General features: G+C 64.8%; 15 protein-coding genes. 8 read left to right on the top strand and 7 right to left on the bottom strand.

Features of this window, described 5'->3' with window-relative positions; genetic code table 11:
• Positions 1–108 precede the first annotated feature (108 nt).
• The 4 genes from QCD75_RS17335 to QCD75_RS17345 form a co-directional block, all read right to left on the bottom strand.
• A complete protein-coding gene (locus QCD75_RS17335; RefSeq protein ID WP_301230637.1) occupies positions 109–1527 on the bottom strand; it encodes a hypothetical protein in 1419 nt (472 codons plus the stop codon).
• A gap of 178 nt (positions 1528–1705) precedes the next feature.
• A complete protein-coding gene (locus tag QCD75_RS22255; protein WP_367400670.1) occupies positions 1706–2032 on the bottom strand; it encodes an SHOCT domain-containing protein in 327 nt (108 codons plus the stop codon).
• A 29-nt stretch (positions 2033–2061) separates the two neighbouring features.
• A complete protein-coding gene (locus QCD75_RS17340; RefSeq protein WP_301230639.1) occupies positions 2062–2490 on the bottom strand; it encodes a DUF6325 family protein in 429 nt (142 codons plus the stop codon).
• A 338-nt stretch (positions 2491–2828) separates the two neighbouring features.
• Positions 2829–3389 carry a potassium channel family protein gene (locus QCD75_RS17345; protein WP_301230641.1) on the bottom strand — a complete coding sequence of 187 codons (561 nt, stop codon included), beginning with the start codon at positions 3387–3389 and terminating at the stop codon, positions 2829–2831.
• A 159-nt stretch (positions 3390–3548) separates the two neighbouring features.
• Here QCD75_RS17345 and QCD75_RS17350 point away from each other — a divergent pair, with 159 nt between their 5' ends.
• The 6 genes from QCD75_RS17350 (at position 3549) to QCD75_RS17380 (ending at position 11626) form a co-directional block, all read left to right on the top strand.
• Entirely contained in the window at positions 3549–6176 is a 2628-nt protein-coding gene (locus QCD75_RS17350; RefSeq protein ID WP_301230642.1) for a LuxR C-terminal-related transcriptional regulator, read from the top strand.
• 102 nt (positions 6177–6278) lie between these two features.
• Complete coding sequence (locus QCD75_RS17355; RefSeq protein ID WP_301230644.1) at positions 6279–6665, top strand: SHOCT domain-containing protein; 387 nt, start codon at positions 6279–6281, stop codon at positions 6663–6665.
• Positions 6666–6732: 67 nt separating this feature from the next.
• On the top strand, positions 6733–8199 hold the full coding sequence (cls, locus tag QCD75_RS17360) for a cardiolipin synthase (protein WP_301230645.1): 1467 nt from the start codon (positions 6733–6735) through the stop codon (positions 8197–8199).
• Positions 8200–8595: 396 nt separating this feature from the next.
• Entirely contained in the window at positions 8596–9507 is a 912-nt protein-coding gene (locus tag QCD75_RS17370; protein ID WP_301230647.1) for an acyl-CoA dehydrogenase family protein, read from the top strand.
• A gap of 708 nt (positions 9508–10215) precedes the next feature.
• Positions 10216–10518 (top strand): DUF4193 domain-containing protein, encoded by a 303-nt coding sequence (locus QCD75_RS17375; protein WP_226761767.1) that lies wholly within the window; start codon positions 10216–10218, stop codon positions 10516–10518.
• A gap of 91 nt (positions 10519–10609) precedes the next feature.
• Entirely contained in the window at positions 10610–11626 is a 1017-nt protein-coding gene (locus tag QCD75_RS17380) for a hypothetical protein (RefSeq protein ID WP_301230649.1), read from the top strand.
• Between the two features lie 56 nt (positions 11627–11682).
• On the opposite strand, the gene QCD75_RS17385 is transcribed toward QCD75_RS17380, so the two are convergent.
• Positions 11683–12018, bottom strand: a complete 336-nt coding sequence (locus QCD75_RS17385; RefSeq protein ID WP_301230651.1) for a YegP family protein — start codon at positions 12016–12018, stop codon at positions 11683–11685.
• Positions 12019–12221: 203 nt separating this feature from the next.
• Positions 12222–13223 (bottom strand): dienelactone hydrolase family protein, encoded by a 1002-nt coding sequence (locus QCD75_RS17390; protein WP_301230652.1) that lies wholly within the window; start codon positions 13221–13223, stop codon positions 12222–12224.
• A gap of 200 nt (positions 13224–13423) precedes the next feature.
• On the opposite strand from QCD75_RS17390, the gene QCD75_RS17395 reads away from it, so the two are divergent.
• Positions 13424–14437: an isopenicillin N synthase family dioxygenase gene (locus tag QCD75_RS17395; RefSeq protein WP_301230654.1), complete on the top strand. Its 1014-nt coding sequence runs from the start codon at positions 13424–13426 to the stop codon at positions 14435–14437.
• A gap of 358 nt (positions 14438–14795) precedes the next feature.
• Here QCD75_RS17395 and QCD75_RS17400 read toward each other — a convergent pair whose 3' ends face one another.
• Positions 14796–16310, bottom strand: a complete 1515-nt coding sequence (locus tag QCD75_RS17400) for a CYTH and CHAD domain-containing protein (RefSeq protein ID WP_301230656.1) — start codon at positions 16308–16310, stop codon at positions 14796–14798.
• A 101-nt stretch (positions 16311–16411) separates the two neighbouring features.
• Between QCD75_RS17400 and QCD75_RS17405 the strand changes: the two genes are divergently transcribed.
• Positions 16412–17920, top strand: a 1509-nt coding sequence (locus tag QCD75_RS17405) for a helicase-related protein (RefSeq protein WP_301230658.1), incomplete at its 3' end; no start/stop codon positions are given.

Here is a 17920-nt window from a genome sequence, read left to right on the forward strand (position 1 = left end):
AGCACCGCGCCAAGCCTTTGGTGAACCTTGGGAGCCCCGCGAACGCCCAGTACGTGCGGGGCTTCCGTGCACCGTGGAGACCCGCAAACTGCGAGAACTGACATGTTTTCAGAGGATGGGGCGCGTTGGCTGGGAATCCTCCGGCGGCCCGCCCATCACGGGTTCGGCGGCGGCCCCAGCGCCGTTCGTGTGGGCAGCGACAACGGCGGGCCGGCATAGGAGTTCGATGAGGAGAATTGCCAGCCCGGTAAGGACTGCCGTCCAGACGGCCACGGCCGCCGTCGGGTACTGCCAAAGGATGAGCACCAGCACGGCGACGCCGAGGACTGCGGCTTCCAGGATCCGCCGGAACCGTGCCAACCAGTGCTGCCATGGTTGGGCCTCGCCGAAGCCGACCTTTCCAGTCAGGTAATCCCCTGTCCGGGCGAGGCCTTGTCGGACGTACTCGGCCGGGCGCGAATGACCGGTGAGGAAAGCACCCAGGGCAATGAGCAAAGCCACGACAAAAACAAACCGCACGCCAGTCCGCAGCGGCGTCAGGAGGGCATCCACGAGGCTTTGAGCCGCCGCGGGGGAGACTGTGGCCGATGGGATCGTTCCGAGGAAAATGTCCAACCCGATAGTAAGTCCGAGGGCCAGCACTGCCATGGCCACTGCTATCCCCAACCCGACGCGGCTGGTGGTGCGCCGTCTCCAGCCCGGTGGCGCCACCGCAATGGCACCAACGGCGCTCAACGCGGTCAGCCATGCCAGTATCGGGGCGGTCCGGTCCAGTGTCTGGATGGCGTCTGTCGCCCTGACCAGTTCCGGCGACTGCAGCAGGGCAATCTGCGTGTCAACTTCCGGAATCCTGGCCGCTATCTCCACTCCTTGCTCGACGAGGAGAGTCTTGACCCGGGCAATAATCTCTTTGGTCGAGATCGTGAGAGTGCCGCTCTGGTCGATGCTGACGGTGCCGCCGGTGTTTCCTGTAGCAAGGTTGACGATTCCCTGGTGCGCCACCCGGTTGATCTGGGTCCAAAGATCCTGGAACTGCGGGCTGGCGACAAATTTGGACACAGCCGAATGGATCAGGGACTTTGTCTGCTCAGCAATTGCCGGCGCCAGCCCGGTGATCACTGCGGCCACACGCGGTGCTACTTTGCCGAGTTCCGTCATCGCATCCCGGGTGATGCCTTCAACGTCCACTGCCGTGGTGATTTGGGTGGTGACCTTGTCGGTGATCTCTGCCTGAATGGCAGGATCCGAGGCCAAGGGCGCGACAGTGGCCACGTAGCGGTCCGTATCGAGTACTTCACTTCGCAGATAGAGGGCAGGAACTGTGGCGCAAGCCAGGACAGCAGTCAGAACCACGAGGACAATGGCGACAATCTGGCGCGCCAAAACTGCTCCCCGCCCTGGAGGTCTCAGGCTGGAATTTCTGGCGTCGTCGCGTTCGAGCTGAAGCCGGGCAACTTCGGCGCGTAACCGGAGTATTTCTTCCTGCTCCGGGCTGCCGGGGACCTTGGTGTCGTCATGGAATGACATAACGGCGCTCCGCCTGGTTTGCGTCTCGTCGCCCGGACTCGATTTTCGAGCCCGACCGGACGGGACGGGTCGGTTCGGCCCTCACTACAGGGACTGGAACGGGAATCGTTGATCGCAACACGGGAGCCACCTCCAACTTCTGGTTTCGGGTAAGGACGCCTGGCTTCCCAGGCTGATGTCACATCAGGAGTCGGGCCTTCGCCCGTGCGAATTCTGCATCCGTGAGGAGGCCGGAGCTGCGCAGATCGGCGAGCCGCGAGAGCTGCTCAGCAAGTCCTTTTCCGCCAACTGACGGGGTTCCGCCAACTGACGGGGCCGGGGCGTGCGGGGTTCGGGCGTGCGGGGCCGCGTCCCCAGCCGCATCATCCCAAAGCCCTGATTTGTGTTCCCGTCGCGCTGCGGGGCGATTGACAACGTTGGCATTCGCCTGTGCAGTCCCCGAAATGGAAGCCGTTCGAGCAACGGTCCCGAGCAGCCCAGGGCGGCCGCTTCTGGCAAATGGCATGGGAGGTTCCTCTTGTCGATTTAGCCCGTTCAACTTGTGGTGACGCCATCTGCTTCGATCGCCACGACTGCATCTTCCTGGGGGATTCTCGCCTGCAGTGCTGTCACGCCTCCTGAGCGCCGTACCTCCTCCGAAAGTCGCTGCGCCCAGCGGTGTTCGACGACGGCGACCAGCGCTATCTCGTTGTGTCCGATTGTTTCCGCCGCCAACTCGAGGTCGGCGTCGTTGAGCAGGGTCAGGGGCCGGGAATCGAGGATCATCCCGGACCATGGCGCAGGCAGATCATCATGCAAGTCCCGGACGTGCACCGCGCCCTGCCCATCCCGGCTCACCAAGGCCAAATCCGCCAGTGTCACCGCACCAGACTTGACAGTCTCGCTGAGGGCTTTGATGACGGGTGCGTCGATTGTCGGTTTCGGAAAGGCACAAATAATCACTTCCAATGGGCCAATCTTCATGAGGTGCTCCTGTTCCCCTGTAGGGCAGTCGGGACAATCCTCATTGTCCCGGTGGTGTGTCCGCCCAACCCCACCCACCCGGGGTGATCTGTCGTTCCGGCACAGGAAATCCGAGTTGCAGCCGGAGGGAGCGCCGGGCACCTCACCCCCTCGAGAAGCTTGTCCGTATGGTCGCAGCGGGTGTCAGTGGGGACATCGACGGTGCTGCCTGACCCCGGCAGAGGAACAGCCCGGGCGTTGGTGGCTGCGCTCATCCGTTCGGGGTGAGCCCACGTTTCGCTCCGGCGCAGCAGGGGATGGTCGGTCCGGTGCGGGGGTGGCAGTTTGCAGGAATGTGATTAGCCGCGGAGACGCCGGCCCGCCGCGAAAAAGGCGACCTTGGCAACCATGACTAGGGCGCCAAGGCCAGCGATCATCTGAACCGTCACAATTGCCCGCGCCAGTTGGCTCACCGGCGTAATGTCGCCGAATCCCACAGTGGCGAAGGTGACAGTGGTGAAGTAAAGGGCATCTATCCGGGTCAGCGGCTCGGTAAATGCCGCCGGGTCCGTTGTCGACATCGACATGTACAGCAAAGCGAAGAGACACAAGAACATCAGGACGGTCTCGACGACTGCTTCAGCCGCACGGATTTGGGGTACTTCGGACGCGAAGATCATTCGCAATTGCAGGGCCAAAGCGCTCAGAAAAATGAGCAACACACCGCCAAGCCGGATCCATGCGGCGGCGGGGTTGCTCTCATTGAACCCACCCACCGGAATAGCGAAGTAGAAAAGGAGGACCATTACCAGGAAGACCGCCATCCGCAGGAGGGCAACGATGAGCACATGGCGTCTGGCGGCCTTATTGAGTTCACGTACAAAAACCGGATCCTTCCGGCTCCCCTGCTTAGCGGCCATGACTGATGGTACTCCCGCGAACAAATGAATAGACCGCAGGGTGCCAGGATCCCTTCCCTGGCCCGAATTGTGGGCCCTGCAGACCAGCACACAAGGTCCTTATGCCCCTGTTGGACGAATTTGCGGGCTCCTACGATGAAATACGTGGGAGAGACTCGAATGTCTGCATTTGTGCCTGGTCCGCAATCCAAGACCCGGCCGCCCCTGCGCGGTCTCGGCGCATTGGAACGCCCGCGGCTGGGAGACGCTTTGACCGCGGCCACCGATGCTCACCGTCTGACCGTGATCACTGCTCCGGCCGGGTACGGCAAGTCCACGTTTTTGGGCGACTGGGCCCGCACCACCGATTTGCCCTGCGCGTGGTTGTCGCTTGACCGATTCGATGCCCAGCCAGCAAGGCTGTTTCACGGGGTTGTCGGGGCTATCCAGGCTGCCGCCTGTCAGCTTCCCTTGCCCGGCAACAGTGCGCTGCTGGCCCTGGAGCAGGGCCTCGATGACGACTGTGCCGTGTCCTATGACGTCCTGCTCGGCGCCCTTGAACAGCTCACGGAACCGATTGCGCTGGTCATCGACGATTTCCACCTGGCCGGGCCGGAGCTGGCTGGCGGGATCGTCGGAGTGCTCGCCGCCTCAGCACCGCCGACGCTCCGGATGATCCTCTCTGGGCGCGGCCATCCGCCCATTCAGTTGGAAAGGCACCGGTTTGGGGAAGGACTCGGGGAGCTCTGTGCCGCTGAACTCGCCTTCACACAGGATGAAGTCGCCCAGGTTGCCTATTCGCTGGGTCAGGACGCATCCTTCGACGCCGGGCCCCTCTGGGAGTTGACAGACGGATGGCCGGTCGCCGTCCACGCGAGCCTTACCGCACTGGTGCAGGCCCGTAACGTGCCGGGCAGGATCACGCACACCCCGCCCGAGAACCTGCCTCTTTCCAATTACATTGCGGAGGAAGTACTGGAGCAGCTGGACCCGCCACTGGCGGATTTTGTGCTGCACGCCACGACGTGCGAATGGCTTAGCCGCCGGCTCGCCGTCGAGCTTTACGGCCAGCCCGAGGGCGGGCTGCTGCTGGAGACCTGCCTCCGCAACGGTCTGTTCATTGAGGAGCACGAATATTGCGGCGGTGAATCCATGTACCGGTGGCACTCACTGTTCGCTGCGCAATGCCGCCGGATTCTCGAGCGGCGGGACCCGCTTCTCGCCGAGCGCCTCCACCGCGTCGCGGCACGCTACTACCAGGACACCGACGTTTGTGAGGGGGTGAACCAAGCGCTGCAGGGGCATGCGCCCCGGCAGGCTGTCACGTCAATCGGGAGGCACTGGCTTGAGTTTTCGCTGCGGAATGGGTCCGCCGCCCTCGAGCAATTGTGTCTCGACCTGCCGGCGCCGTGGAGCGAGGACTCCGAGGTGCTGATGGTCAGATCCGTCTGCCGGGCGCTTGACGGAGACAATGACGCGGCCTCGGAACTCAGTGAACGTGCGTTGTCGCGCACTTCTGAACTGGATTCTGTGCGGCGGGGAATGCTTGACAGCTGCCGAAGCCTCCTAGAGCCGTTGCCTGTGGCCAGCCGGTTGGATCCGCGCCCCCCGGCCGACGACGGCGGGCCACTTCCCGACTTCCCCGCGGAAGGCCATCCCGCCACCTACTCGACAGCACTGTTCCTGCTTGCCCAGACCGAATTCCGGCTGCACCGCAATGCGTATCAGGCCACCATGTTGCTCGAATCAGCAGTGGCCGACCGAAGCGACAAGCATTTGGAGGAGGCGGAAATATTCGCCAAGGCCGAACTGGCCCTGGCATATGCCGTGGCCGGAGATCTCGACGCTGCTGACGAACTGGCGACGCAGGCGTTGGAGTGGGCAGATGAGCTGGACAGGAGTTCGCAGGACCGGATGGCTGCCGCATGGCTGGCCCGCGGAATTGCATGCTACTGGCGCGACGAGCTGAAGGGCGCGCGGGCCCACCTTGCTAAGGCCCTGCGTCTAGGGAACAAGTTGTCCACGCTTGGCGCGGTGTCTGTCGTTTACCGGGTCCTGGTTGATTGCGCCACCGGCGACGAATCGCATCTTGCCAACTCCAGCACCGTCCTGGGCGCCTTCCACGACCGGGGGCTTTACGGTGTGTCGTGGAACGCCTTCCATACCATCGCGAGGGCAAAGATCGCCGAAGCCAGGGGCGACATGGACGGTGCGCTGGCGATCGTCCGGCCGTTGGGTTCCGGGGGGCATACGCCACTGGTGGATACGCTGCTCGCAGAACTCCTGCGTCGTGGGGGCGAGGTCAGCGCAGCCCAGCGCTGCGCCAGGGCCCTGACATTTCAAGACCGCAACAGCTACCTCGACACGAGTGTCAGCCTGACAGAGGCGCTCCTGGCCCACGGGGACAGGGATGAGGCCACGACACACGAGCGGATAGAACATGCAGTCCATCGGGCCGAGCCTCAGTCCATCCTGCGCCCCTTTGCCGAGCGGACGAGCGAACTCGCGGAATTGCTGAGCCGGCACGCGGTATGGGGCACCACCCATGAGTCGTTCATCGCGGCCCGGATGGCACGCCACGCGCAAGTTCAACCTCACCTCCGGGCAAGGTCGTACTGGACCCTCACGGACCGCGAACGTGAGGTCCTGGCCTACATGCGTTCAGTGATGACCGCGGCTGAGATTGCCGAGGCGCTGTTCATTTCGGTGAACACGGTCAAGACGCACGAACGGTCCATCTACCGAAAACTGGGTGCGGCGGGGCGTCGTGATGCGCTGAAGACTGCGGCCGAGCGCGGCATTGTCTGAGCTCTACGGTCCCGGGTGCCTGCTCGGAATTCACCCGCCGCGGATGATGGCCATCCCCGGCGTGGCGCCAACAATTGCAATACTTGAAAGCAGGGAAGACAAATGAGTTTCTGGGAGAACTTTTGGGATATTTTCTGGTGGTTCTTCACCGCGAGTGTCTTCTTCGCTTACCTTTTTGGCGTATTCGCGATCATTGGTGATCTCTTCCGCGATCACGGGCTGAATGGTTGGTGGAAAGCGGTCTGGATCTTCTTCCTGTGCTCCCTGCCTTTGGTGTCTCTGCTGGTGTACCTGGCCGCCAGGGGCGACGGCATGGCCGAGCGCTCGGTGGAACACAGCCGACGGAACCGGGAAGATGCCGATTCCTATATCCCCAAGGTCGCGACAGCGAGTCCCGCCGAGGAGATTTCCAAAGCGAAGGCTCTCCTGGACGCCGGAACCATCAGCCCTGATGAGTTTGCGAGGATAAAGAGCAGGCTGCTGGTCTGAACTCGGTTCTGGTCCTCCCCATCAGGAGGACGTATGTCGTCGCCAGCAGAAAGGCCTCAAGATAGCGGTGCGCGAATTCTTCCAGAACCCCGAAACGATCCCTTTGCTCCTGCTGGCAGCCCATGTCGTCATCGTGGCCGTAGCAGCTGTCCTCGTGTCGACGAATCGTCGTCCGTCATCTGCCATTGCCTGGGTGCTGGCCATAATCTTCATACCGTTGCTCGGAGCAGCCGCGTATCTCCTCGTCGGCTATGCGAAACTGCCAAGGTCGCGCCGGCAGAAACAGCGGGAAGTCAATGAACTCGTCCTGGCGCGAACGGAGGGAAGCCCTTTAATCAGCCAAGGGCACGACTGGCCGGAGTGGCTGCATTCGGCGGTGGTGTTGAACAGCAACCTGGGGGCGCTGCCCATGGTCAAAGGCAACAGCGCGGAGCTGTTGCCCGACTATAACGGCACCTTCGACGCCATGATCGCAGACATAGATGCTGCCACGAGCTACGTGCATGTGGAGTTTTATATTCTGGTGCTTGATCCGACCACGGCACCGTTTTTCCAAGCGCTGGCTCGGGCAACGGGACGGGGCATCGCCGTCAGAGTGCTATCCGATGACCTGGCCGGGCTGATGTTTCCCGGCCGTAAAGAAACCATCAAATACCTCCAGGACATAGGCGCGGAGTATCATCCGATGCTTCCGCTGCGGCCGTTGCAGGGCAAATGGCAGAGGCCGGACCTGCGCAATCACCGGAAGATCCTCGTCGTCGACGGCCGCGTGGGATTCACCGGATCCCAGAACCTTATCGACGCCAGCTACAACAAGAAGGGCAACCTGAAGCGCGGGCTCCAGTGGCACGAGCTGATGATGCGCCTTGAAGGACCCGTTGTCCGCGAGCTGGATGCAGTGTTTGCGACGGACTGGTACAGCGAAACGGATGTCCTGCTGCCGCTGGATTCCAGTTCCGCAGTCCTCAACCAAGGTCCTTGGCTCATTGACGCGCAGGTCCTGCCCAGCGGGCCCAGTTTCGACAACGACAACAATTTGAAGCTCTACGCCACGCTTATTCACAAAGCCGAACGTCGGGTCAGCATCACGAGCCCTTACTTCGTGCCGGACGAATCCATCCTGATGGCGATTATCACGGCGGCCGGGCGCGGGCTCAGCGTCGAGCTCTTCGTCTCCGAGGTCGGAGACCAGAGCATGGTTTACCACGCGCAGCGCTCCTTCTACGAGGCGCTGCTCCGGGCCGGCGTCAGAATCTACCTTTACCGCGCTCCCCAGGTGCTGCACTCAAAGCACTTCACCATCGATGAGGAGGTTGCCGTAATCGGTTCCAGCAATATGGATGTCCGCTCCTTCAACCTCAACATGGAAGTATCCGTGCTTGTGCACGGGCGCAGATTTGTGGACGCAATCCGTGAAATCGAAGACGGGTACCGGGAAAACAGTCGTGAGCAACAGCTTGAGGACTGGATCCGGCGGCCTGTGTCCCAGAAAGCCTTTGACAACCTGGCGCGCCTGACCGCTTCGCTCCAGTAGCGGCGCGCAGTCCGGCGGGGAGTGGGGCCAACAGCGGCGTCATATCACTTGCAGTTTCAACCACGCATGGCTTCCTTGTACTTTAATCTTCAAGTAATTTTCGGATTGGACCCGCATGCCCCCCGGTTGGACCTGAGATGACCGTATTGTCCGAGTCGACAGCACCGCTGTTGGCAGCCTCGCCAGCCACGGTCCGCAACCGGGTCACCATTCCACTGCGCTTTCCGGACGGCTTCACCGCCGCGGCGGAGGTGCTGACGTTCCGGGGGACTGGCCGACGGCAAGGAACATCTGCTGCTCGCGCTGGGCGAGTGGGAGCAGGCGCTGCTGCGGGAGGCGCCGGGCCTCGGCTGCACAGCGAGCGCCTGACCGGGCACGTGTTCGGCAGCCAGCGCTGTGACTGCGGCCGCCGCGCAGATGCTCGACACCCTCGGCGCCACCGCCGTCCGCCTGCTCAGCAACAACCCGGACAAGGCCGCCCAGCTTGCCGCCCACGGCATCGATGTCACCGAACAACTCCCCACCGGGGTGCACTTGTCCCCGGCCAACCGCAGCTGCCTGACGGCAAGACGCGATCACACCGGCCATACCCTCGACCTGCCAACCGACGTCGGCCCCCGGCCGGAGGCCCTCCCGGCCGGGATTAGCGGGGCGGCCGCCACGGACAGTGGACAGGCCGCCACTTTGCCCGCTCACGACGACATGCTCGGCCGCATTGACGGACTCATTCCCCGGCTGAGGGAGCGGGCAGAGGAAGCGGAGCGCCTTCGCCGCATCCCGGAGTCCACGATGGAGGACCTCAAGGACGCCGGAATCTTTGATCTGCTTTCTCCCAAGGCTGTCGGGGGGTTTGGACTGGGCGTCGGGACGTACGCCCAGGCCGTCCGCCGCTTGGCCCGCGGCTGCGCCTCCACAGCGTGGACTGCCGGTCATCTGATCGAGCATGTCTGGATGCTGGCGCGGTGGCCGCGGGAGGTCCAGGACGCGGTCTTCGCGAAGGGACCCACTCCGTTGGCGGCCGCCACCGGGGCACCGGTCGGCGTTGCCGAGAAGGTCCCGGGCGGCTACGCGATATCGGGCTTGTGGAGTTTCCCGTCCGGGGTGATGCACTCCGGGTGGGTTCTGCTGGCAGCCCAGCACGAGAGCACGCGCTTACAGTGCCTCGTCCCGATATCCGACGTCAAATTGCTGGACGTGTGGCATACGGCCGGGCTGAGGGGCGCGGGAAGCAATGACGTCCGGGCAGTGCGGGCTGTTCGTTCCAGAGCACCTAACCCTGGACTGGGCGCTTCTGGGGGCAGCGGATAACCCGGGCAGCCGGATTCATCCGGATCCAATCATCCACATCCCCATGGCCACCTGCTGAATATGGTGGCACCCGCCGCGAGCCTCGGTGCCGCCGAACACGCTGTCGAACTGTTCCGCGAGCGGATGCTCGTGCGCCAGGTCAAGAGCACCGTCGAGAACCGGCAGGCGGATTCACCGCTTGCGCAGGCCCGCTTCTCGCAGGCTTACGGGCTCGTGGTCACCGCAAAGTTGCTGAAGCTCCCTTGCGCTCTATCGCGGCGATGCCCAGTCACGGCTTCATCACTGCAATGCGGTGCCAGGAAATTGGAGCCTCACGCTTCGGGCCAGTTCGGGGCTTCGTCGACACCGCATCCCTGACGGCTGCACTGCCGGGCGCTCACGCGCCAGTCGGGCTGGTTGGAATCCGGCGAACGCGCGTCTTTCCAGATCGGTATGACCCTCGAGCCGCACGCCCGGCAAGGCGGCTCGACATGGGCGCGGCGTTGCGCTTTGTTCATGATTCCCCCCAAAGAAACTCACCCCGAATATAGCCAAATATCTAACGAATGTACAAAAGGAACCTGGCCGCGCATTCGGTGTGAAGCGGCCCGGCATCCGCCCTGGCGCACGTCGTAAACCGAGGAAGTTCTGCCGGGAGGGAATACGGATGGGATTCTGTATGTTGAACATCTATCCAAGCAGCAAACCGAAGAAGAGAGAATCACCTCAGTGGCAACCGATTACGATGAAGTACGTTCCGACGTCAAGGAATCGCAGGACAGGTCCCTGGAGGCGCTGCAGTCTGCCAATGCGCCCGACGCCCGCAGCGTGGTGAGCGAGCTGGACGAGGCGGATTCACTGGACGGTTCGATCACCCCGGGCGGAGAATTCGTTGCCGAGGAACTGGTGGTCCAGGTGATCCCGCAGGCGGAAGACGAATTTACCTGTTACTCCTGTTTTCTGGTGCGGCACCGCTCCCAAATCGCGCGTGAAAAGAACGGCCACGCGTACTGCATTGACTGCGAGGGCTAAACCGATGCTGCGGGCTCGGGCTGGCAAGCAGCCGCCGAAGCAGAGGCAGCAAGCTATGTGAAGGAAACGCTGCGGGCACTACAATCGGCGCATGACCGTCCTGGAGTGGCTGCTGGATTCTGATCCCTCCGTCCGCTGGCAGGCGCTGCGGGATCTGACTGGCGCCCCGGCCGCCGTCGTGGCTGCCGAGCGTGCACGGGTTGCCACCGCGGGGTGGGGGGCCCGGTTGCTGGCGCTGCGCGGGGAGGATGGCCAATGGGCCGGGGGCGCCTATTTCCCCGCGCAAGGCGGCCATCCCGACGTCGAACCTGCCGATGGAGCCGACGCTGCGGACGGCCACAGTGAGTCCGGTGGCCCCGAGGCACCCGACAGCGGGAGTCAGCCCTGGACTGCCACCACCTACACCCTGCTGCAGTTGCGTGACTTCGGCGTTGACCCTGCAAGTGACCAGATACGCCGGACAGTGGCACTGGTAAGGGCTAACTGCCGTTGGGAAGAGGGCGGCCAGCCCTTTTTCGATGGCGAAGTCGAGCCCTGCATCAACGGCATGGCGGTGGGGCTGGGAGCCTACTTTGGCCAGGACGTCGACGCCGTCGTTGCCCGGCTGATCAGTGAACAGCTCGACGACGGCGGCTGGAACTGCTGGGCGGAGCACGGCGCAGTGGTTTCGTCGGCTGCGACGACGATCAATGTTCTTGAAGGACTCCTCGCGCATGAGCGGGCAAGCGGTGGTTCAGCAGAATCCATCGGGGCGCGGCGACGCGGCGGGGAGTACCTCCTCGAACGGAGGCTGTTCCGACGCAAGAGCACCGGCGAAGTCGTTGATCCGGCCTGGCTGGAGTTCGCCTATCCGACCCGCTGGCACTACGACGTTCTCCGCGCCCTGGAGTACTTCCGGTCCACCGGGGATGCTCCCGACCCTCGAGTTGCAGAGGCGGTGGGGCTGCTTCGATCGAAGCGACAGCCCGACGGCACCTGGCTGCTGGAAAACACCCACCCCGGGGCGACCCACTTCGAACTCGAGGATGGCGACGGCCGGCCCAGCCGCTGGAACACACTGCGGGCGCTGCGGGTCCTGCGCTGGTACGACAACGGCCAGACTCCCTAATCCTGCCTGAGGGCCCGTCACCACGGTCATCCCGGTAGTACTAGGCCGCGCCCGTCCTACGCCGCGCCCGTCCACCTGGGCGCCATTGCGGCCCGACGGATTGTCTTGGCGCGGGTGTGGAAGCCGTCAGCCCGTTTATGCCAGTCGTGGCGCGCCTGGGGTGCGTCGCTGGAATGTGCCGGTTCCTGAACGCTGTTCTGCGTGCCTCCCTCGGAGCACAGGTCGGTGATCAGCCCCATGCCCGCACACTCCCGCACCGCGGCGATGCCGGCAACGGCAGCGGACTTGTCACTGAACGCAGCCGACTCCGCCATCACGGTTCCGTCAGGTGCCTTGAGCCGGAACCGGAAATTCGACTCCCGGTCAAGGAACAGTTCAAACGTGCCCGCCATAACAATCCTCCCGGTCTGGGAACCTGCCCCGCGGCGTCAATACCTCGGATCAGGCCGGAACGCATCACTGCGTTCGCCCCGCTGCCCTTGTCGAACGATCACAAAAGATCAGTTCATCTGGTGCTAACCAGTCTGTTGCAGCCTCCAGATGCCCCACAAGGCACGGCACGTAAACCCTGGGTAAAAGCTGTGCAACACCCGGCTCAGACGTACTGGGCGAACCAGGCGAGCGTGTCGTTCCAGGCCGCGGTGGCCTGCGCCTCAACGTAGCGGTCCCCGGTGTCATTGTGGAAGGCATGGTCGACGCCGGGATATACCGTGAGCTGGTGGCGGACGTCTGTGGCGGCCAGGGCGTCCCGCAGCGCCGGGAGCGTGCCGGTGATCCGCTGATCAAGCTCGGCGTAGACGCCGAAGACCGCCGGCTTGATTGCCGGGACCTTCTCCAGATCGGGGGACGGCCCGTAAAACGCCGCGGTCGCCTTCAACCCAGGCAGCTCCGTGGCCGCCTGCCAGGTGATACCCCCGCCGAAGCAGTACCCGTTCATGGCGATCCGGCCCTCGGCGACGAAGTCCTTTGACTGCAGGTAATCGAAGGCTGCTGCGAAATCGCCCACGTGCCGTTGGGCACCTGCCGCTGTCAAGGCTCCGGGAACCGCGTCGCGGTCCATCTTCGCCGTGCCACCTTCCCGGCTGAGCAGGTCAAGGGCCAGCGCCGCGTAGCCCGCTTTGGCGAAGCGGCGTGCCACATCCTCAATGTGAGCGGTCAGTCCGCGGTTCTCGTGGCAGATCAGTACCGCCGGCCCGGCGGCACCGGACTCCGGCCGGGCAAGGTAGGCGCTGATGTCAGTTCCGTCCGCCGGGAACCGCACCGTTTCAGTCACCAGCCCCGGCTCACCCTCAGGAACTGAGAGCGGACTTTTGGCGCGAGGCACCGGGACGAGGGATGCGGTGCCGGGTGCGGGGCCCGGCGCGGCGCCAGTGCCCGGGCCCGACGGCGAGGGGCTGGGGGTCGGCATGGGGTCGGTGCCGCGCGGAACCTCGTCCGGCGTGCAACCCACCAGCAGCATCGCTGCCGACGCTGCGGCCATGCTGCCGGTGATGAATGCCACCCGGCGCGTAAACGTGCCATGGCTCATCGCGCCGGCGCGGTAATCGTCGAAGAATTCCTCGATCAGGTACTTTTCGTACTTCCCAAGTTTTGTCATGAAGGGCCTCCTGGAGTGTGCGGATATCCTCCTCCGAAGTCCGTGACCAGACAAGGCCGGGCCGGATGGTGGGGCCGCCGTGTCGGCGTGTGCCCGACCGTCTTATTTCGACATGTGAATGTCCGCGGCGGAGACCGGTCCGTAACATTGAAGCAAGTAGCGTACGCAGCTTGCCAAGTTCATCGAAAAGGACTATTTAGGTGCCCCTCGAAACATTGCCCGTCCTGGACTTCTCCCTTTTGAGCGCTGGCCCGGAGGAGGCCTCGCGGTTCCGTGACGAACTTCGCGACGCCATGCACGAGGTCGGCTTCCTGTACCTGGCCGGGCACGGGATCCCGCAGGAGTTGACGGATGCCATCCTCGGCGTGTCCCGACGCTTCTTCGAGCTGCCCGAGCAACAGAAGCTTGCGGTCGAGAACGTCCACAGCCCGCAGTTCCGAGGATACACGAGGGTCGGCGGCGAACTCACGGATGGTGCGGTCGACTGGCGGGAACAGATTGATATCGGCGTCGAACGTGCTGCCGTGGAACCGGGACCGGGCGTCGCTGACTACTGGCGCCTTGAAGGGCCCAATTTGTGGCCCGACGCCCTCCCCGAAATGCGGGACATCGTCCTGGAGTGGACCGAGCGCCTTAGTGCCATCTCGCTGAGCCTTCTGCGTGCCCTTGCGGTCTCCCTCGGCGCACCTGAAGACACTTTCGACCAGGCTTTCGCGGCCCGGGCGTTTCCCCTGCTCAAGATTGTGCGGTACCCGGGGGAGTCCAACCCGGAGCCGAAGCAGGGTGTGGGTTCCCACCGCGACGGCGGGGTGCTGACCCTGCTGCTGGTGGAACCCGGAAAGGGCGGCCTGCAGGTTGAGTACCAGGGGCAGTGGATCGACGCCCCCCAGGTGCCCGGGACATTTGTCGTCAATATCGGGGAGATGCTCGAACTGGCCACGAACGGCTATCTCAAGGCGACGCTGCACCGCGTGATCTCACCCCTGCGCGGCACCGACCGTGTTTCCCTTCCGTTCTTCTACAATCCGGCACTGGACGCAACGATGCCGCAGCTCGCGGTGAGCCCGGAGTTCCAGTCCAGGGCCCGTGGCCTGTCGGTTGATCCGACGAACAGCCCAATTCTTGAGACCTATGGGGACAACGCCCTTCGCTACCGGCTGCGGGCCCATCCCAACGTGGTGGACGCCCACCACTCCGATCTGCAGAAAGGCTGACCCGCCCGCTCAAGTGTCCGCGGCGCCACTAGCCTCATGACGCGGGAACGCGCTGGCGCTGCGGGTATACGGCAGCGCCAGATCGTCCGCGTGTCGCCAGCCCGGAAGGGTAGCGAAATCGCGCTGTTGGGAGCCACGTTGGCCCCGGGGAGTACCGTCCGAGCTGACAGGACGCCGGAATGGGCTATTCTTTCGCATGTTTGGTGGCCGCTTTGAATGTCGCAGGTGCCCGATAGCCTGATTCCATGGACGGCAAGCAGGGGCAGGCGCACCAGCAGCGGCGGGATTGTCGCCACCAAGCCAGGAAACTCATGCGGGCCGGCCACCGCAGCCAGGTGGCAGCGTAAGGAAGAGCTTCCTATTTCCAGCTCAGGGGCTCGGGCGGAGACGTGCTCCACGTGCGGAAGAACCGCTCGCGGGCTTCCTCACCGGCCTGTTGTTCCATGGCGTGCAGCCTCCCGTAAGTGAACGCATTGGCGCCGGCATCTTCAGCGGCGAGCTTGCGCAGCAGGTCACGGGTGACCACGCTGTCGTGATGATCGCCCAGACTCTCCTGGATCTCCTCTGCGGCCCGTGCAAGCGTGGTCGCCCGCTTCCCGAATATCGGGGCCGACGACTCCGCCGCATAGCGCAGTCGCTTGGCGCTCTTCCGGACTTCATGGAGTGCAGCGTCCAAGGTTGGATCAGCGGGATCGACGTCGAGAGCAGCTACTTCCTTCTTCAACCGTTTCCGCTCCTTCGAGACGAGCCGGCCCACCGTACGGACGGCGTCCTTCGCCGCAGTATCGGTCAGTGGCGGTTCGGCCAGGAAAGCATCCAGCGCATCGAGAAGACGGAAGTACCGGGCACTATTCAGTGCAGCGAGACCCTTGGCACGGGCAGCACGTGCGTCCCTACTGAAGTGCTCCTCGGCCTGTTCAGCAACCGGGCCGAGCACCAATTCGGGCGGTTCAGAGGTGATTAGGCCCAGCACCCGGTCCCGCATCACCTCGTTATCCCGGGCTTCACCCACCGCGCCGGCAAGCCACTGCAGTTCGGAGCGCAGCGATCCGGCCGTTGCAGGGTCGGTCAGTGATCGGAAGGTGGCCAGTGCGGACCGCATCCGGCGCGCGGCCACCCGGAGCTGGTGCACGGCGTCCGGGCTGTCCTCCCGGACACCGGGGTCATGTTTTTTCAGTGCCTCGACCTGCTGGCTGAGGTAGGCAAGGAACACTGCCGAGGCCGGTCCCTTAGGCTCCGCTTCCTGGGCCACCGAATTGCCGGGAGGATACTGTCCGCCCAGGCCGCGGGCGAGTTTGGATGGCAGCGCCGACCTGTGGTGGCCTGCCGCGGCCACGAGTGAGTCTGCGGACTTGAGCAGCCGCTTGGGACCGTCGACGAGCTCGATTTCCCATTCCCGCCAATTGGCGTGGGCTTTCGGCTCCAGCAGGGTCTGGGAATCCACCCGGTCATCGCTGAATTCAGCAAGGGCGCTGCCATCGGCCGCGAAGAGACGCTGCACGGTGCGCCGGGTCTTCAGCCTGGCTACCGGAATCAAGTCCAGTTCCCTCGTGTGGACCCGCACGAGCTGCCGCAGGCGCCGGGGAACCGCCTGGGAGTCCGTTCCCAACGGCGCCGTGAACTCTTGACGTTCCCCCACAGCCACTGGGAGTTTCAAATGCCATCCGGCATCACGGCCGCCGGTCCGCCGGCGCAGGGTGATCCGGTGGGAAGCCAGGTCCAAGCCAGCAGTATCGAAATAGACGGCATCCAGGGATTCTTCCTCGGGCGGCCCCAGCCGGTCCACTCCCGGCAACGAGGCCAGGGCAGGCCATTGGTCATCGTCGTTGACGTCGTATTTTCGCTCTACCTCGAGCATTCCTGAGGTGCTCATGCCCCAAACTACGCCCGCCGGTCATGGCGCCGCAGGAGTCAAAAGTCCCGGGGTCGTCGGGCGGAACGTGCTGGCCCGGCGTTTGTAGGCACAATGGAGGCGTGACTTCTCCGGCCGTTCCGCTGTCCCCTCCACCCGCGCCCTTCGAACTGGGGGTCATCGGGTCCGGTCTGGCGTTCGCGCACTCGCTGGAGGAGCTGGCCGGAGCGCTCCGGGCCGGAGGCCCCTCCGCGACCGCCGTGGTGCAGGCGCCGCCAGGCACAGGTAAGACGACCCTGGTTCCGCCGCTGCTGGCCAACCTGGCCCTGGCGGACGCCTGTCAGTTGGCGAGCGCGGCAGTGCCGCGCATCATTGTCACCCAGCCGCGCCGGGTGGCCGCGCGCTCGGCCGCCCGGCGGCTCGCGGCCCTGGACGGCAGCCGGGTCGGGGACCGCGTCGGCTACACGGTCCGCGGCGAACGCCAGGCCGGCCCGGGCACCCTGATCGAATTCGTCACCCCGGGCATCCTGTTGAACCGCCTCCTCGCGGATCCGGGGCTGGAAACCGCCAGCGCCGTCGTCCTCGACGAGGTGCACGAACGAGGCCTCGAAACCGACCTGTTGCTCGGCATGCTCACCGAGGTCCGCCAGCTGCGCGGCGACCTCGCGCTCGTCGCCATGTCCGCGACCGTGGACGCGCCGCGCTTCGCCGCCCTCCTCGGCGCAGGCGGGGACATGGGGGATCACGACGGCGGCGGCTCTGCCCCCGTCGTCGACTGTCCCTCCGCGCTGTACCCGCTTGCGGTGGACTGGGTGCCGGCGGCGGCGCCCCGGCTCGACGAACGGGGGGTGACGCGCGCCTTCCTTGATCATGTGGCAGACACCGCAGCCTCGTCGCACGCCGGTGCGCTGGCGTCGGGCCTGGACGTCGACGCCCTGGTGTTCGTCCCGGGTGCGTGGGAAGTTTCCTACGTCGCAGGCCGCCTGCGTGGCAGCACCCGGGCGGAGGTCCTGGAGCTGCACGGGCAGATCGGCCCCACCGAGCAGGACCGCGCCGTCGCAGGACGCGAACCCGGCGGCAGCCCTCGAATCATCGTCTCGACGTCGCTCGCCGAATCCTCACTAACCGTTCCCGGCGTCCGGCTGGTCATCGACTCCGGCCTGTCGCGCGAACCCCGGCGGGACGCCAGCCGCGGAATGTCCGGACTTGTGAACGTGTCCTGCTCCCGCGCTTCCGCCGAGCAGCGCGCCGGGCGGGCGGCCCGGCAGGGACCGGGACGCGTGGTCCGCTGCTACGACCAAAAGACCTTCGGCGCCGCACCGGCCCACCAGAGCCCCGAAATTGCCGTGGCGGATCTCACCGGGGCGGCGTTGATTCTCGCCTGCTGGGGATCGCCCGGTGGCCGTGGACTGCCTCTGCCGGACGCGCCGCCGCAGTCCGCGATGGACGAGGCCGTTGAGGTGCTGCGGGAACTCGGCGCGGTGGCTCCGGACGGCCTCGCCACCGATCTTGGCAAGACGCTGGCCCGGGTTCCCGCCGATCCCCGGCTGGCCCGCGCCCTGCTGGACGGGGCCGCCGCCGTGGGCGACCGCACCGCCGCGGAAGCCGTCGCGCTGGTCGCCGGCGACCAG

Origin of the sequence: Arthrobacter sp. PsM3 (assembly GCF_030433895.1) — a bacterium.
Taxonomy (GTDB): Bacteria; Actinomycetota; Actinomycetes; order Actinomycetales; family Micrococcaceae; genus Arthrobacter.

Coding starts and splice junctions, on each gene's coding strand:
- QCD75_RS17350 (WP_301230642.1), top strand. CDS start 3,549: ATGTCTGCATTTGTGCCTGGTCCGCAATCCAAGACCCGGCCGCCCCTG.
- QCD75_RS17345 (WP_301230641.1), bottom strand. CDS start 3,389: ATGGCCGCTAAGCAGGGGAGCCGGAAGGATCCGGTTTTTGTACGTGAA.
- QCD75_RS17355 (WP_301230644.1), top strand. CDS start 6,279: ATGAGTTTCTGGGAGAACTTTTGGGATATTTTCTGGTGGTTCTTCACC.
- QCD75_RS17380 (WP_301230649.1), top strand. CDS start 10,610: ATGACCGTCCTGGAGTGGCTGCTGGATTCTGATCCCTCCGTCCGCTGG.
- QCD75_RS17385 (WP_301230651.1), bottom strand. CDS start 12,018: ATGGCGGGCACGTTTGAACTGTTCCTTGACCGGGAGTCGAATTTCCGG.
- QCD75_RS17340 (WP_301230639.1), bottom strand. CDS start 2,490: ATGAAGATTGGCCCATTGGAAGTGATTATTTGTGCCTTTCCGAAACCG.
- QCD75_RS17400 (WP_301230656.1), bottom strand. CDS start 16,310: ATGAGCACCTCAGGAATGCTCGAGGTAGAGCGAAAATACGACGTCAAC.
- QCD75_RS17335 (WP_301230637.1), bottom strand. CDS start 1,527: ATGTCATTCCATGACGACACCAAGGTCCCCGGCAGCCCGGAGCAGGAA.
- QCD75_RS22255 (WP_367400670.1), bottom strand. CDS start 2,032: ATGCCATTTGCCAGAAGCGGCCGCCCTGGGCTGCTCGGGACCGTTGCT.
- QCD75_RS17390 (WP_301230652.1), bottom strand. CDS start 13,223: ATGACAAAACTTGGGAAGTACGAAAAGTACCTGATCGAGGAATTCTTC.